Raw genomic sequence first — 14,076 nt, 5'->3', positions numbered from 1 at the left:
CGCTTACAGCCGCTTGCACGGAGACAGCGTGCGCTTCGCCGTGAGGAGGTCCTCCTCGGAGGGGCTGCCATAGCGCACGGACTTCGGCGCCGCCTTCGGCTTCGCCACGTCATGCACGTAGACGACGCCCAGGTTGCGGCTGAGCACGGTGCGCAGGCCGGTGCTGTCGTACAGCGCCCCGAAGAAGGCGCCGCCGGACTTCAGCTGCATCGGCGCCATCGCGTCGGGCGGGCGCAGCAGCAGAATCGAGAAGTCCTCCGTGTGCCAGTCACACGGGTCCTTCTTCCCCTTGCGCTCCATCCACGACACCGTGAGGTCCGTCACCGCGCTGCCGTCGTCCCACCGGCTGCCGAAGCTCTCCCACAGCCGCATGCACTCGGGGGCCTCGCAGTCGCGCGAGGGCACGAAGTCCATCACCTCCAGCGGCATCCCCACGCCCGCGCGCCCCGTGTCGTTGTCATTCGCCCGGCGCAGCTTGCACCCGTTGGGCGCGTCCTTCTGGCGCACTGCCACCGGCGTGCCGGACAGCCGGCCCGGGGGCAGCAAGTCGCACCCCACCTCCAGCTCCGCCATGAGGTACGTCTTGCGGTCCTCGTCCGTGCCCATGCGCACCGCCCACCAGGTGATGGGCACCGCGCGGCACGCAGGCGCGTCCGCCTTGCCGAACACCCACAGCGGCACGGCCGGGTCCGGTGCACCCAGCTTGCGCACGTCCTCCGGCGGCACCAGCTTCACGCCGGCACGGAGGGCCTCGCCGCCCCGGAAGAAGGTGTCCTTCGCGGGGGGGATGATGGCCTGGTGCGCCAGCCAGCCCGAGCCGGCCAGCCCCACCAGCGTGCGCGAGGTGAAGGGCACCACGTCCGGCTTCACCGGGCAGCCCCGCTCCGCCTCCTCCATGGGAATGACTCTCGCCTCGCCATCATCCTGCGCGAGCGCGCCTGGGGGCGTCAGCAGCAACAGGCCCAGCACCAGCGCCTGCGAAGTCAGCCGGACCACGGACATCATCGGGCTCCTTCCCTCGGGGTAGAGGCCCGTCGTCATACCTCAAGATGCCCACGCGTGAGGCAGCACGCGCACCCGCGCTCACGGCTTGCGATTCCGCTTCCGCGGTGGAGGCAGCACCTCCACCGGAACCGGCGCCTCCACCTCCACGGCCGGCCCCGCGTCCGGCGCCGCCACGGGCGCTTCGGGGGCCTTCACCTGGACCTCGTCATTCAGGGGCACGCGGCCCACGGAGCGGCGGAACAGCTCCCACAGCGCGCGGTGGTGCACCTGGGGCGTCGCCGTGCCGGACAGCACGATGCCCGCGCCGCTGTAGCGCGCCTCCAACCCCAGGGGTTGGAGCCCCACCCCCACCGACGCGAGCTGCTCCTGGAGCACGGCCACGTCGAAGGTCAGCTCCAGCTCGCGCGCCACGTACGCGTCCGTGCGCAAGAGCTCCATCAGCGCCGTGCGGCACGCGGCGTCCTTCACCGTGGCGGACAGGCCGCGCTCCGCGCCCTCCGTCGTCTTCAAGTCGGGGCACGCCTTGCGCGCTGCGGCCAGCCGGGGCGCGACGTCCTCCGGCGGAGGGGTCCCCACCGTGAGGCGCCACACCGCGAAGCGCCCCCCGGCATACAGGAGGAGGAGCGTGCGGCCCGTCGAGTGCCCGGTGAGCAACAGTTCGTTGCTGCCGGGGAGCACCTCCGCGGTGGCCACGGAGCCATCCTCCACCTCCACCCAGTCCACGGTGGACAGCTTGTGGAAGCGCTCCTTCCCGGGCTCCAGCGGGACGGACAGGTCCACCGGCCAGGCGCCGGCCAGGGCCGGGAGGAGGGCCAGGAGTGCTCCAACGGCGTACATGCGAGCGGGCATGGGGGCTCCGGCGGGGTGGTGCGTACCCCTAGCACGGGATAAGAGAGAGCCTCTATGCCTACCTGGACCCTCTGGGTCGCCTGCCTGGCCTTGTGCTTCATCCGGGCCCTGGTCGCCGCCGCGGAGTCCGCGCTCTACGGGACGTCGGACCTGCGCGCCCAGGAGCTGGTGGAGTCGCAGCCCGGCGCGGCGAGCCGCCGAGTCTATCGGCACAAGACGAACCGCGAGGCCACCGCCACCGCGCTGCGGCTGGGCACCCTGCTCAGCGGCTTCCTCGCCGCCGCCATCGGCGCCTTCGTCCCGCCCCGCATGCTGGACATGACCCAGTACGGGGAGGCCGCGTGGCTGCCCGTGGCCACCGTGGCCGCGGGCGCCCTCTTCGTGGGCGTGCTGGCCAGCCTCATGGAAGTCACCATGCGCGGGCTGGCCAACGCCAACCCGGAGCGCTGGGCGCTGCGGCTGTCCGGCGTGGTGTCGCTGCTGGTGCTCGTGCTCTACCCGCCCATGCGGCTGACGCTGAGCCTGCTCAACCTGGTGGCGCGCACCTTCGGCCGCACGCTGCGCTTCGAGCCCCCGCCGCCGCCGCTGGAGGAGCTGGAGAAGCTCCTGGCTGCGCAGGCCGCGAAGAACGAGGTGGACAAGAGCGCCCCGCAGCTCATCCGCTCCATCTTCGAGCTGTCCGACAAGCGCTGCCGCGACGTCATGGTGCCGCGCACGGACGTCATCACCGTGGACATCACCGTCTCCACCGACGAGCTGCTGCGGCTGCTGGCCGAGGAGAACCACTCGCGCATCCCCGTCTACCGGGACGACGTGGACCACATCATCGGCGTGCTGCACGCGCGCGACATCATCCCCCTGCTCCAGCACCCGGAGCTCATCGTCCTCCAGGACATCATCCGCCCCGCCCACTTCGTGCCCTGGCTGAAGCCCGTGGGGGACCTGCTGCGGGACATGCAGAAGCGGAAGATCCACATGGCCATGGTCGTCGACGAGTACGGCGGCTTCATGGGCATCGTCACGCTGGAGGACATCCTCCGCGAAATCGTCGGCGACATCGGCGACGAGTTCGAGGTGGAGGAGAAGCAGGTGGAGAAGCTGGCTGACGGCAGCTTCCTCGTGGAGGCCTCGCTGGAGGTGGACACCTTCACCCAGGCGTTCGGCTTCCCCCTGCCCGAGGGCGACTTCGACACGCTCGGCGGCTACCTGTCGTCGCTCGCCGGCCACCTGCCGGACGTGGGCGAGCGCTTCACCTACAACGGCTGGCAGTTCGTCGTCGCCACCAAGGAGGGGCCGCGCATCGACCGCGTGCGCATGTCCCGCCTGAAGTCCGCCACCGGCAAGGACGGGCGCGACGGGAAGGACGGCCGCGAGCCCCGCGACGGCCCTCCTCGCGACGGCAAGGACTCCGGCGTCCGCGACACGCGCGTGGAGAGCGTCACCGCGAAGAGCTGAAGCGTCAGTCCCCTTCCGGGCCGTTCAGCGGCGGCACGTACGCCAGGGGCAGCGCGCGCGTGTCGTCGAAGGGCGCGCGCCGCTCCGTGCCGCCGAAGCGCAGCACCACGCCGCCGCTCACCCGCACCCGGCGCGACACCGGCTCCGCGCCGCCCGTGGACGCCTCGCTGGCCAGCGGGAAGAACACCCGCAGCGGCAGGCGCCCGTCCGCGGGCAGCGCCACGGCCACCTGCTGCGTGCCCGTGGCCACGCGCCGCCCGTCCACCCGCAGCTCGAAGTCCACGGCGGACACGCTCGCGGCGTCCGAGGACGGGTTGGCCACCTCCAGCCCCAGGTCCAGCACGCCCGAGCCGTCCGGCCGGAAGTCCACGGCGACGGAGTCCACGCGCACGGCCTCGTCATAGGCACGCGGCCGGAAGGGCACCGAGCCCAGGCACCCGGACAGGACGCCGCCACACAGCAGGGCGATGACGGCGCGGCGCATGGGCCTCGACCTGCTCACGGGGGCCGGAGCGCCCTCACCACCCGGCGCCGTCGAGGCGCGGCGCCTAGGCATCGACTCACCAGCGGAGGCCGGAGCGCCCTCGCCACCCGGCGCCGTCGAGGCGCGGCGCCTCGGCATCGACTCACCAGCGGAGGCCGGAGCGCCCTCGCCACCTGGCGCCGTCGGGGCGCGGCGCACGCGGCTCAGCCACCCAGCAGAGGCTGGAGCGCCTCCACCGTCAGGGGCCAGCCCGCGCGCTTGGACAGCGCCTCGAGCGCCTTGAGGAACTCCGCGGCCGTCTGGAAGCGCCGCGCCCGGTCCGCGAAGAGCGCCTTGCGCGCCACCTGCACCGCGTAGTCCGGCAGGTCCGGCGCCACCGAGGACAGGAGCGGCACCCGCGCGTCGCGCACCCGGTGCATCAGGTCCGCCTCGTTGTCCCCGGAGTGCAGGCGGCGGCTGGCCCACAGCTCCCAGAGGATGACGCCCAGCGCGTACAGGTCCGTGCGCGCGTCCACCGGCTGGCCCAGCACCTGCTCCGGGCTCATGTACGGCAGCGTGCCGCGCAGCGCGCCCGCGTCGCCGCGCATCAGCCCCTCCACCTCCGCCACGCCAAAGTCGGTGAGCTTCACGTCGCCGTTGATGCCCAGCAGCACGTTGGCCGGATTCACGTCGCGGTGGACGATGGTGGCGCCGTTCTCCCCCACCTTCGCCCGGTGGATGTAGTCGAGCGCCTTCGCCAGGCACCAGGCGATGTAGCAGGCGGACTCGGGCGGCATGGCCGCGCCGGCCTTGATGAGCAGCTCCTGCATGTAGCCGAGCGTCCGGCCACTGACGAGCTCCTGCACCATGAGGTAGTCCGGCCCCGCCTTGAAGAGGCGGTAGGTGCGGACGATGTGCGGGTGGCGCAGGCGCACCGTCAGCTTCGCCTCGTCGACGAACGCCTTGACGTACGCGGTGTCACTGCGGAACGAGGGGTGCAGTCGCTTGATGACGACTTCTTCCGGTTCGCCTGGCGAGCGCTGCGTGGTGGCCCGGGCACGCGCCTGGTACACCTCCGCCATGCCGCCTACGGCCAACCGGCCGACCACCTCATAACCGCCCAGGTCCGGAGCTTCCGCCACGCGACAAGACTACTGCGAATTTCCGTCCGCACCCACTATTCCGCCATGAGGGCGGCGTAGACGGCCTCGTATTTCCGGGCGGAAGCGTCCCAGGAGAAGTCCTTCTCCATGCCCCGGCGCCGGAACTCCTCCAGCCGGGACGGGTCCGCGTAGAGGGCGAGGGCCCGGCGGATGGCCGCCAGGAGGGCGGCGGGGTGGAACGCCTCGAAGAGGAGGCCGGTGCCGTCCAGCCCGCCCTCCACGGTGTCCACCAGTCCCCCCGTGGCCCGGACGATGGGCACCGTTCCGTAACGAAGTGAATACATCTGGTTCAGCCCGCACGGCTCGTACCGGCTGGGCATGAGGAAGAAGTCCGCGCCGGCCTCCACCAGGTGCGACAGCGCCGCGTCGAAGCCGATGTGCACGGCCATCTGCTTCGGGTGACGGGCCTGCAACGCGCGCAGGCCGTCCTCCAGCGGGCCCTCCCCGCTGCCGATGCCCACGAAGCGGATGTCCGCCTGGAGCGCGGTGGGCAGCACGTCCAGCAAGAGGTCCATGCCCTTCTGCCACGCCAGCCGGCTGACGATGGCGAACACCGGCGCGTCCCCGTCCGGCAGCCCGAAGCGCCTGAGCAGCTCGCGCTTGCACACCGCCTTGCCCTGCAATTCACGCGGGCCGTAGCGGGCCGGGAGGACGGGGTCCGCCTGGGGGTCCCACTCGTGCGCGTCGATGCCGTTGAGGATGCCGTGCAGCCGGTGCGCGCGGCGGCGCAACAGGCCGTCCAGCCCGTAGCCCTGCTCCGGCGCCTGGATTTCGCGCGCGTAGGTGGGCGACACCGTGGTGAGCGCGTCGGAGAAGACGAGCCCGCCCTTGAGGAAGTTGACCGCGTCGTAGAACTCGAGCCCGCCCTCGGAGGTGAACAAGTCCCAGGGCAGCCCCAGTTCGTCCATGACGCCCTTGGGGAACTGCCCCTGGTAGGCCAGGTTGTGGATGGTGAAGACGCTCTTCGCGCGCGACAGCGCGGTGTTGCGGAAGCCGCGCTGGAGCGCCACCGGGGCGAGGCCCGTCTGCCAGTCGTTGGCGTGGACGATGTCCGGGACGAAGCGCAGCCGCTGCGCGGCCTGGAGCGCGCCCACCGAGAGGTAGGCGAAGCGCCGCGCGTTGTCGCCGAACTCGCCCCACGCGTCGCCGTAGAGGCCGGCGCGGTTGCCGTAGAAGTGCTCGTTCTCCAGGAAGAGGACCTCCAGCTTCTCCGAGAGGCGGGCGGAGAGGATGGGGCCGGACGCCTCGCCGGAGGGGAGGCGCACCACCAGCGACTGGCCGGTGGGGGTGAGCCGGGAGGTGTCGCGCACGTCGCGGTAGCGCGGGGTGACGACCTTCACGTCATGGCCCAGCGAGGCGAGCGCGGCGGGCAGGGCCCCGGCCACGTCTCCCAGGCCCCCCGTCTTGGAGAAGGGCGCCACCTCCGAGGAGATGAAGAGAATCTTCATGGGCCCACATTGACGTGTGGCCGGCATGAGTCAACCGCGAACGTGCGCCCGGGGCGGCCGTCCCCTATGTTTCAAACGTGCATATTCCACCGGACCCCATCCAGCGTTTCGCGGACCTCTTCGAGCGGGCGAAGAAGGCCGTCCCCGTGGACCCCAACGCCATGGTGGTGGCCACCGTCGGCGACGGCGGCCGCCCCAGCGCGCGCGTGGTGCTACTGAAGGACTTCGATGCGCGCGGCTTCGTCTTCTTCACCAACTACGAGAGCCGCAAGGGACGCGAGCTGCTGGCGCACCCCTTCGCCGCCCTGTGCTTCCACTGGGCGCCGCTGGAGGAGCAGGTGCGGGTGGAGGGCCGGGTGGAGCGCGTGTCCGACGCGGAGGCGGACGCGTACTTCCACAGCCGGGCGCGCGGCAGCCAGGTGGGCGCCTGGGCCAGCCTCCAGAGCCGCCCCCTGCCCTCCCGCGACGAGCTGGACGCGCGGGTGGCGGAGGTGGAGGCGCGCCACGCCGGCAAGCAGGTGCCCCGCCCGCCGCACTGGTCCGGCTTCCGCGTGGTGCCGGACCGCATCGAGTTCTGGCACTCCCGCCCCAGCCGGCTCCACGACAGGCACGTCTACCTGCGCGAGGGTGACGGCTGGCGCACGGAGATGCTGTACCCGTAATGCCTCCGGCGGCTGGCGCCCTACCAGGGGACTTCCGCGCCCTGGTAGTCGAAGAAGCGGCCGGTGTGCTCCGGCCCCATGCCGTCGATGATGCGCAGCATGCCGCGCACGGAGTCCGACGCCGGCAGGGGCGCCTGCGGCCCGCCCATGTCCGTCTGCACCCAGCCGGGGTGGAGCACCACGGTGGTGAAGCCCTCCGCGCGCAAGTCGTTGGCCAGCGTGCGCACGCCCATGTTCAGCGCGGCCTTGGACATGCGGTACGCGTAGGCCCCACCCTCGGTGTTGTCGGAGACCGAGCCCATGCGCGAGCTGACGTGGGCCACCTTGCGCACGCCGCCGCGGCGCAGCGCGGGCAAGAGCGCGGAGGTGACGCGCAGCGGCCCCAGGGCGTTGATGGCGAAGGTGCGCGTCAGGTCCACGTAGTCCACGTCGGAGAGGGCGCACCACAGGCCGGGCACCCCGGCGTTGTTGATGAGCACGTCCACCGGCGCGGCGCAGACGTCCGCGGCGAACGAGCGGATGCTGGCGTCGTCCTCCACGTCGAGCGCATGGATGCGCAGGCGGTTGCCCACCTCGCGCGCCAGCGGCTCCAGCCGCTTCGCGCCCTCGGGCGAGCGCACCCCCGCGTCGACGGTGTCCCCTCGCCGCAGGAGCTGATGGACGAACTCGAGCCCGATTCCCCGACTTGCTCCGGTGATGACGTAGCGCATGAGAGGCATTAACGCGCCGAATGGACCGCGCTGGCAAAACGCGCTTGTTGACGAGTGGGGAGTGTGAATGGGGAGTGCATGCTGGTCACCGGAAGCCCTGCTCACAGGTGGGGGTTGCGTGATGGTGTTTGAATGCACTGGGCATGGAAGGACAACCCGATGAGTGTCGTCGTCGTGGGAGGCGGGATTTCAGGACTCGTTGTAGCGCACCGGTTGCGCTCGCGCGGTAGGGATTGCGTGCTCCTGGAGTCCTCGGCCCGGTTGGGTGGCGCGGTGGGGACGCGTGCGCGAGGGGGGTACCTCGTGGAGCAGGGGCCGAACAGCTTCCTGGACCGCGAGCCGGCCACGCGCGAGCTGGCGGCGGCCCTCGGCCTGGAAGGACGCATCCGCGCGGCCGACCCGGCGGCGAAGCGTCGCTATGTGTACACGCGCGGCCGACTCAGGTCCGTGCCGGCCTCTCCCCCCGCGTTCCTCGGCTCGGACATCCTTCCGCTCGGCGCGAAGCTGCGCGTCATGGGGGAGCTGTTCACCGGCCGCGCGCCCCGGGGCGTGGACGAGTCGCTGGCGGACTTCGGCCGCCGGCACCTGGGGCGCACGGCGACACAGGTGCTGCTGGACGCGGTGCAGACGGGCATCTACGCGGGCGACGTGGAGCGGCTCAGCGTGGCGGCGACCTTCCCTCCCCTGGTGAAGCTGGAGCGCGAGCACCGCAGCCTCATCCTCGGCGCCATCCGCGCGCAGAAGGCGCAGAAGGCGCTGCTCGCGGGCGCCACGGGAGGCGCGGCCCCGGCGCCGAAGCTGAGCGGCGCGCTGAGCACGTTCGACGGCGGCCTGCAGACGCTCATCGACGCGCTGGCCTCGGCGCTGGGCGACGCGGCGCACCTGGGTGCCACGGTGGAGGCACTGGAGCGGCGCGAGGACGGCTGGCGGCTCCGGGTGCACGAGCACGGACGCGGCGCGGAGCTGTCCGCGAAGCACGTGGTGCTGGCGGTGCCCTCGCACGTGGCCACGGGGCTCTTGCGGCCGCTGGACGCGACGCTCGCCGCGCAGGTGGCGGGCATCGAATACGCGCCCATCGCCGTCGTGCACCTGGGCTTCGACGCGGGGACGACGCCCGCGCCGGACGGCTTCGGCTTCCTCGTGCCCTCGGGCGAGCGACGGCGGCTTTTGGGCGCCATCCACGCGTCCACCACGTTCCCCTTCCGCGTGGAGGGCGGGCGGGTGCTCTACACGTGCATGGTGGGCGGGGCGCGCCAGCCCGAGCTGGTGAAGCAGGACGAGGACGCGCTGGTGGCGCTGGCCCGCGAGGAGCTCCAGGCGCTCGCGGGGGTGACGGCGACCCCGTCCTTCAGGGAGGTCATCCGCTGGGAGCGCGGCATTCCCCAGTACAACGTGGGACACCTGGAGCGCATGTCCGCCATCGACGCGGCGCTCCAGCGCTGGCCGGGCCTCCACCTGGCGGGCAACGCCTACAAGGGCGTGGGCCTCAATGACTGCATCCGCAACGGGGCGCAGCTCGCGGACGCGCTCGCCGGGGCGGTGTAGGCGTCGCGGAAATAGCCCGGGCGACCCTTCGTTGTCCGTTAGCGACCGCTCGGGCCGGGAGCGTCAGCACAGCCAGGGAAGACGCGTCAGACTGCAAAGGCATGCTTCCCGGAGTCAGGAGCCCATCATGCTTGCCCTCCCCTCCCCCCTCCTCGTCCTCGCGGCCATCCTCCTCTTCCCCATCGTCCTCGCCGGCAGCATGGTGCTGGACGTCATGGAGACCGAGCTGGAGGAGGGCCCCGCGCGCTGAGCGCCCCGGCGGGGTAGGCTCCCGCTGGCGCATGTCGGAGAAGTCGGAAGCATCCATCGTCCGTGCCACGTGGCGGGCCCTCGTGGAGCCCCGGAGGCTGTTGCCCATCCTCCTGGTGGCCGCGCCGCTCGTGGCCGCCCAGGGGCGCTTCAGCCACGAGCCGCTGGCCGTGTACCTGGGCGTGCTGATGTGCCTGCTGTTCGTGGCCGTGGCGCCCGTCTCCTACCGCTTCCTCTTCCCGGAGGGGCTGGACCTGAGCCACGGCGGCATCCGCCTGCTGCTGTACTGCACCGTGGGTGTCGGCGTGGTGCTCACCTCCGGCTTCGTGCTGCCGAAGCTGCTCGGCATGGGGCCCACCTTCCTCACCCAGCGCCTCAACCTCGCGGTGTGCGGCGCCCTCTTCCTCGTGGGGGGCTGGGGCCTGGGGCGGGACATCGGCTTCGAGGAGAGCCTGGTGCGGGAGCGGGCCCGCGCCGCGCGCTTCGCCCTGGAGGCGGAGCAGGCGCAGTTGCTCGCGCTGCGCAGCCACCTGGACCCGCACTTCCTCTTCAACACCCTGAACGCCATCGCCGAGTGGTGCCGCGAGGACGGCGCCGTCGCCGAGGCCGCCGTGCTGCGGCTGTCCACCATGCTCCGCTCGGTGCTCGCCGGCGTGCGCAGCGCCACCTGGCCCCTGTCCCAGGAGCTGGAGCTCGTCCGCACCCTCTTCGAGCTGCACCTGCTGAGAGACCCGGACCTCTTCCAGCTCGGAATGAACGTTCCTTCCGGTGTGGGGGACCTGCCCGTCCCGCCACTGGTGCTGCTGCCGCTGGCGGAGAACGCCGTGAAGCACGGCCCCGCCGCCGGCCACCGGGGCCGCCTGTCGCTGGACATCGCCGTGCGCGGCGACGAGGTGGAGGTGGCGATTGAGAACCCCGGCGCCTCCAAGGGCCCGCGCGAGGGCAGCGCCGGCCTGCCCACCGTGGAGCGCCGCCTGGCCCTGGCCTATGGCGGCAGGGCCCGCCTCACGCTGGAGAGCGCGCAAGCGCGCACCCGCGTCACCGTCATCCTGCCCCGCTCGGGCCCCCTGCCTGGAGTCGTCACGTGAGTCAGAGTCTGCGTGTCCTCGTCGCCGATGACGAGCTGCTCGCCCGCAAGCGCCTGTCGCGCCTGCTGGCCGCCTTCCCGGATGTGGAGCTGTGCGGCGAGGCCGCGGACGGAGAGGCCGTCCTCACCGCCGTGCGCGCCGGGGGCGTGGACGTGGTGCTGCTGGACATCCACATGCCCGGCCTCAGCGGCCTGGACGCGCTGGCCCTGATGCCGGAGGGGCGCCCCCGCGTCATCCTCTGCACCGCCCACGCCGAGCACGCCGTGGAGGCCTTCAACCACGGCGCCGTGGACTACGTCCTCAAGCCCGTGGAGCCCGCGCGCCTGCAGAAGGCGCTGGAGCGCGCGCGCGCCCGGCTGGAGGAGCCCGCGCGCGAGAGTCCGGCCCCCGCCGGCACGGAGAAGGGAGCGGCGGCTCCGGCCTCGCGCGGACTGGGGCGGCTGCCCATCCCCACGCGGCAGGGCATCGTCCTGGTGGACCCGGAGACGATTTCGCACGCGGCGCTGGAGGACGAGCTGGTGACGGTGTTCACCGGCCAGGGCGACTTCCTCACCGACTTCACCCTCAACGAGCTGGCGGAGAAGCTGCCCGCGGAGCGCTTCCACCGCGTCCACCGGCGCGCGCTCCTGAACCTGTCCCACGTCACCCGGCTGGAGCCGCTGGACACGGGCGGCTACCTGGCGCGCACCGTCCGGGGCCACGCGGTGGAGGTGAGCCGCCAGTCCGCGCGCGAGCTGCGGCGCATGCTCGGCCTCCGCCGGGGCGCCGAAGACGAGGGCTGAGCCCGGACCTTCCGGGCGCCCGGCGTCGCACGTGCCTCACGACGGGAGATGAAGCCCGGCCGCGGCGAGGGAGGGCCTCCGTTGCCCCTCCCCACGGGCGCCTGCGCTCCGCTGCTTCCGCGCCGGCCCGCCTGCGGCCACTGCTCTTCATCCTGCTGCTTCGCTGCCCTGCTTCACGTCACTGCACGCGGGCTGCCGCGTCGCGGCCCCGCGCTGCTTCCACTCAGTCCACGCTGACTTCGATGGTGACGACCTGGCCATCCACGTCGCGCGAGAAGACGACGGTGCCGTGGTCGGTCCACTTCGGCGCGTAGCCCTCGCCCAGGCTGTAGGCCTCCACCACGTTGAGCGAGCGGTCGAAGCGGATGACGCGCACGTCGCCATTGGTCAGGCTGGTGGTGCTGTAGACGATGATGCGACGGTCCGCGTCCCACTCCACCGTGGTGCTCGAGAGCGGGTTGGGGACGTAATCGGAGCTGCTCCCGGTGCAGTCCTCGTTCGTCACCTGCTCCAGGTCGACGCCGGTCTCCTTCACCTTCCAGAGCGACGCCATCCCCGAGCGCTTCGTGGACTGGAACAGCAGGTTGCGGCCGTCCGGCGTCCAGACCGGCTCGGTGTCGTCATTGCCGCGCGTCACCCGCACGCCCTGTCCCGAGCGCGTGTCATACACGTGCAACTCCGCGCTCGTCACCGGGTCGCCCGCATCCCACGAGTCCGGCAGCTTCGAGTACGCCACCTGGCGGCCATCCGGCGACGGCACCGGCGCGCCACTGCGCTCCGCGAGCAGCCAGGTGCGGCCCTTCTTGTCCACCGCGTACAGCTGCAGCGACGGCGTCTGGTAGACGATGATGCGACGGTCGCTGGTGGCACCCTCGTCACCGCTCTCGTCCAGGCGCTGCGACTGCGTCGCGTACGGCTCGGCGCCGCCGGAGGCCTCCGCGCCGCCCGCCTCGCCGCACCCGGCGAGCGCCAGGGAAGAGGCCATCCACAGCGCGACGGTCTTCCGGGAGAGACGACTTCGGACTTCGGTTGGATGCATACGGTCCTCTGGTTGGAAATGTCCTACGAGAGGGCGGGCTTGACACCGCGTCAGGCCCGAACTCGCGGGTATTTCACGTCAGATTTCCTCAACAATCCACACAGTCCTGAATGACACCGGAGCGTCGTCGCCCAGACGTCGATTTGTCAGTGTGACGCGTAGAGTTGTGGCACCCGCGCCGCATCCTCACCCAGGACTTCAGAGAGAACACGGTAAGCGGGGGTGGGGAGCGTGGCACCGGCACGTGCACAGCGGGCGGCGTCGTCCAATGTGAGCGTGGGCGGGGCGCAGTAGGACTCGCGCCAGTGCTCCACGAGCTCCCGGGAGAAGACGCCCTCCAGCTGCGCCATGCGCTGCTCCAGCCAGGCGTGAGGGGGCGTGAAGGACACGTGCTGGGGGGACACGTTGGCGTCGGAGAAGGAGACGTCGTGCTCGTAGCCGGACTCGGAGAACTGGTCCTGGAGCACGGCGGTGAGGGGGCCGCGCCGCGCGTCGAGCACGCCGGAGGAGGACAGGGCCACGCGGTGGTCCACGGACAGGCGCAGCGCGTGGTACTCGAAGGTCCTCGCCACGTCGCGGAACTTCGTGACTTCCACGGTGAAGGTGCGGGTGTACTTGCGCGTCTTGGTGACGGTGCGCTTCTTCTTCTCGCCCTTGTCGTCCGTGTACTCCTCCTCCTCCGTGTAGGGCTCTTCAATTGTCTCCGTGCGGTCCTCGTGGTCCGTGTACGGCACCTTCTCGTAGTACGGCGCGGTGAGCTCCACCTTCTGGCTGTCGCGCGAGGTGGAGAAGCGTCCGGCCAGCGTGAAGTCCGTCCGGGGCGTGGCGTTGGGGGAGAACCAGGGTGAGGCCTCGAAGGCGCGCGTCAGGCGCTCGCGCAGGCGGTTCACCTGGGCCTCGTCCAGGCCGGAGATGTCGCCCTCGAAGGAGGCGGGGCCGAACAGCTCCGGCGCGGCGGGCGGCTGGGGCGCGTACTCGCGCCAGTGGGAGCAGTAGCGGAACACCAGCTCCTTCCAGTGCGGAGTGTCCTCGCTGCTGACGGTGCGAAGCCGCTGGCAGGCGTCCTTGCCGCTCTGGAGCACCGCGTTCTCCATCTCCCGCTGGATGACGACCATCTCCCGGTGGGCCAGCAGCGGTCGCTTGCGAATCAGCGACGCCTCGGCCGTCAGCGCCTCGCCCTTCTGGGCGGGGGCGCCGATGAGCGTGCGCAGGTGCTGGTGCGTCCCGCCCATCTCCTCCAGCAGCGAGCTCTCCAGCGCGCCGTTGAGGTGCGACTTCCACCGGGCGCGGTGGTCGAGGAAGCTCAGGAGGTCTGCTTCCGCGTCCTCGTCGCGGCCCTCCAGCCGGTAGCGCCGGGCATTGCCCAACAGCTGCTCCAGCGCCTTCCTGCGCAAGTCGTCGCGGGCGGAGATGAGCTCCGTGTCGTGGGGCGTCTTGCTGACGAGGTCGTCGTAGATGGCGGCGGCCTCGACGAACTGCCCCTTGCGGGCGAGGTCATCCGCGCGGCCGCGCAGGGAGGTGCAGGCGCACAGCAACAGGAAGGGCAGCAGTCGGAGGAGTCGGACCATGAGCGGCCGGGAGGTGAGCGGAAGGCTGCGCGGGAGTCCCGCCAGCCCGC

General features: G+C 71.7%; 14 protein-coding genes. 6 read left to right on the top strand and 8 right to left on the bottom strand.

The window, feature by feature from the left end:
• Positions 1 to 3 precede the first annotated feature (3 nt).
• Together ACX9TP_RS08260 and ACX9TP_RS08255 are read right to left on the bottom strand one after the other, a co-directional pair.
• Complete coding sequence (locus tag ACX9TP_RS08260) at positions 4 to 1,005, bottom strand: hypothetical protein (RefSeq protein ID WP_482979181.1); 1,002 nt, start codon at positions 1,003 to 1,005, stop codon at positions 4 to 6.
• 78 nt (positions 1,006 to 1,083) lie between these two features.
• Positions 1,084 to 1,854 carry a hypothetical protein gene (locus ACX9TP_RS08255; protein ID WP_482979180.1) on the bottom strand — a complete coding sequence of 257 codons (771 nt, stop codon included), beginning with the start codon at positions 1,852 to 1,854 and terminating at the stop codon, positions 1,084 to 1,086.
• A gap of 54 nt (positions 1,855 to 1,908) precedes the next feature.
• On the opposite strand from ACX9TP_RS08255, the gene ACX9TP_RS08250 reads away from it, so the two are divergent.
• Positions 1,909 to 3,309, top strand: a complete 1,401-nt coding sequence (locus ACX9TP_RS08250; protein ID WP_482979179.1) for a hemolysin family protein — start codon at positions 1,909 to 1,911, stop codon at positions 3,307 to 3,309.
• A 4-nt stretch (positions 3,310 to 3,313) separates the two neighbouring features.
• Here ACX9TP_RS08250 and ACX9TP_RS08245 read toward each other — a convergent pair whose 3' ends face one another.
• The 3 genes from ACX9TP_RS08245 to glgA all read right to left on the bottom strand — a co-directional run bounded on the left by ACX9TP_RS08245 (position 3,314) and on the right by glgA (position 6,383).
• Complete coding sequence (locus ACX9TP_RS08245) at positions 3,314 to 3,793, bottom strand: hypothetical protein (RefSeq protein ID WP_482979178.1); 480 nt, start codon at positions 3,791 to 3,793, stop codon at positions 3,314 to 3,316.
• 203 nt (positions 3,794 to 3,996) lie between these two features.
• Positions 3,997 to 4,914 carry a serine/threonine protein kinase gene (locus ACX9TP_RS08240; RefSeq protein WP_482979177.1) on the bottom strand — a complete coding sequence of 306 codons (918 nt, stop codon included), beginning with the start codon at positions 4,912 to 4,914 and terminating at the stop codon, positions 3,997 to 3,999.
• A 35-nt stretch (positions 4,915 to 4,949) separates the two neighbouring features.
• On the bottom strand, positions 4,950 to 6,383 hold the full coding sequence (glgA, locus tag ACX9TP_RS08235; protein ID WP_482979176.1) for a glycogen synthase GlgA: 1,434 nt from the start codon (positions 6,381 to 6,383) through the stop codon (positions 4,950 to 4,952).
• A gap of 77 nt (positions 6,384 to 6,460) precedes the next feature.
• Here glgA and pdxH point away from each other — a divergent pair, with 77 nt between their 5' ends.
• Positions 6,461 to 7,045 (top strand): pyridoxamine 5'-phosphate oxidase, encoded by a 585-nt coding sequence (gene pdxH, locus ACX9TP_RS08230; RefSeq protein ID WP_482979175.1) that lies wholly within the window; start codon positions 6,461 to 6,463, stop codon positions 7,043 to 7,045.
• Between the two features lie 20 nt (positions 7,046 to 7,065).
• Here the strand turns inward: pdxH and ACX9TP_RS08225 are convergent, their stop codons facing one another.
• Positions 7,066 to 7,755, bottom strand: coding sequence for an SDR family oxidoreductase (locus tag ACX9TP_RS08225; RefSeq protein ID WP_482979174.1), 690 nt, complete (start codon positions 7,753 to 7,755; stop codon positions 7,066 to 7,068).
• A gap of 159 nt (positions 7,756 to 7,914) precedes the next feature.
• Between ACX9TP_RS08225 and hemG the strand changes: the two genes are divergently transcribed.
• The 4 genes from hemG (at position 7,915) to ACX9TP_RS08205 (ending at position 11,419) form a co-directional block, all read left to right on the top strand.
• Positions 7,915 to 9,300 carry a protoporphyrinogen oxidase gene (hemG, locus tag ACX9TP_RS08220; protein ID WP_482979173.1) on the top strand — a complete coding sequence of 462 codons (1,386 nt, stop codon included), beginning with the start codon at positions 7,915 to 7,917 and terminating at the stop codon, positions 9,298 to 9,300.
• Positions 9,301 to 9,427: 127 nt separating this feature from the next.
• On the top strand, positions 9,428 to 9,550 hold the full coding sequence (locus ACX9TP_RS08215; protein ID WP_267856288.1) for a hypothetical protein: 123 nt from the start codon (positions 9,428 to 9,430) through the stop codon (positions 9,548 to 9,550).
• Positions 9,551 to 9,581: 31 nt separating this feature from the next.
• Positions 9,582 to 10,637, top strand: coding sequence for a sensor histidine kinase (locus tag ACX9TP_RS08210; protein ID WP_482979172.1), 1,056 nt, complete (start codon positions 9,582 to 9,584; stop codon positions 10,635 to 10,637).
• The gene (locus tag ACX9TP_RS08205; protein ID WP_482979171.1) at positions 10,634 to 11,419 is read left to right on the top strand and encodes a LytR/AlgR family response regulator transcription factor; all 786 of its coding nucleotides are present in this window, start codon (positions 10,634 to 10,636) and stop codon (positions 11,417 to 11,419) included. The genes ACX9TP_RS08210 and ACX9TP_RS08205 overlap by 4 nt, the downstream gene beginning before the upstream one ends.
• A 223-nt stretch (positions 11,420 to 11,642) precedes the next feature.
• Here the strand turns inward: ACX9TP_RS08205 and ACX9TP_RS08200 are convergent, their stop codons facing one another.
• Together ACX9TP_RS08200 and ACX9TP_RS08195 are read right to left on the bottom strand one after the other, a co-directional pair.
• Positions 11,643 to 12,404 carry a hypothetical protein gene (locus ACX9TP_RS08200; RefSeq protein ID WP_482979170.1) on the bottom strand — a complete coding sequence of 254 codons (762 nt, stop codon included), beginning with the start codon at positions 12,402 to 12,404 and terminating at the stop codon, positions 11,643 to 11,645.
• Positions 12,405 to 12,604: 200 nt separating this feature from the next.
• Positions 12,605 to 14,026, bottom strand: a complete 1,422-nt coding sequence (locus tag ACX9TP_RS08195; RefSeq protein ID WP_482979169.1) for a hypothetical protein — start codon at positions 14,024 to 14,026, stop codon at positions 12,605 to 12,607.
• Positions 14,027 to 14,076: the final 50 nt, after the last annotated feature.

The organism is Pyxidicoccus sp. M15 (assembly GCF_056858435.1).
Note: the sequence above shows the minus strand (reverse complement) of the source record. Positions and strands in the feature narration are given on the sequence as shown.

Coding starts and splice junctions, on each gene's coding strand:
- ACX9TP_RS08260 (WP_482979181.1), bottom strand. CDS start 1,005: ATGATGTCCGTGGTCCGGCTGACTTCGCAGGCGCTGGTGCTGGGCCTG.
- ACX9TP_RS08200 (WP_482979170.1), bottom strand. CDS start 12,404: ATGGCCTCTTCCCTGGCGCTCGCCGGGTGCGGCGAGGCGGGCGGCGCG.
- ACX9TP_RS08245 (WP_482979178.1), bottom strand. CDS start 3,793: ATGCGCCGCGCCGTCATCGCCCTGCTGTGTGGCGGCGTCCTGTCCGGG.
- ACX9TP_RS08225 (WP_482979174.1), bottom strand. CDS start 7,755: ATGCGCTACGTCATCACCGGAGCAAGTCGGGGAATCGGGCTCGAGTTC.
- ACX9TP_RS08255 (WP_482979180.1), bottom strand. CDS start 1,854: ATGCCCGCTCGCATGTACGCCGTTGGAGCACTCCTGGCCCTCCTCCCG.
- glgA (WP_482979176.1), bottom strand. CDS start 6,383: ATGAAGATTCTCTTCATCTCCTCGGAGGTGGCGCCCTTCTCCAAGACG.
- hemG (WP_482979173.1), top strand. CDS start 7,915: ATGAGTGTCGTCGTCGTGGGAGGCGGGATTTCAGGACTCGTTGTAGCG.
- ACX9TP_RS08195 (WP_482979169.1), bottom strand. CDS start 14,026: ATGGTCCGACTCCTCCGACTGCTGCCCTTCCTGTTGCTGTGCGCCTGC.
- ACX9TP_RS08210 (WP_482979172.1), top strand. CDS start 9,582: ATGTCGGAGAAGTCGGAAGCATCCATCGTCCGTGCCACGTGGCGGGCC.
- ACX9TP_RS08250 (WP_482979179.1), top strand. CDS start 1,909: ATGCCTACCTGGACCCTCTGGGTCGCCTGCCTGGCCTTGTGCTTCATC.
- ACX9TP_RS08215 (WP_267856288.1), top strand. CDS start 9,428: ATGCTTGCCCTCCCCTCCCCCCTCCTCGTCCTCGCGGCCATCCTCCTC.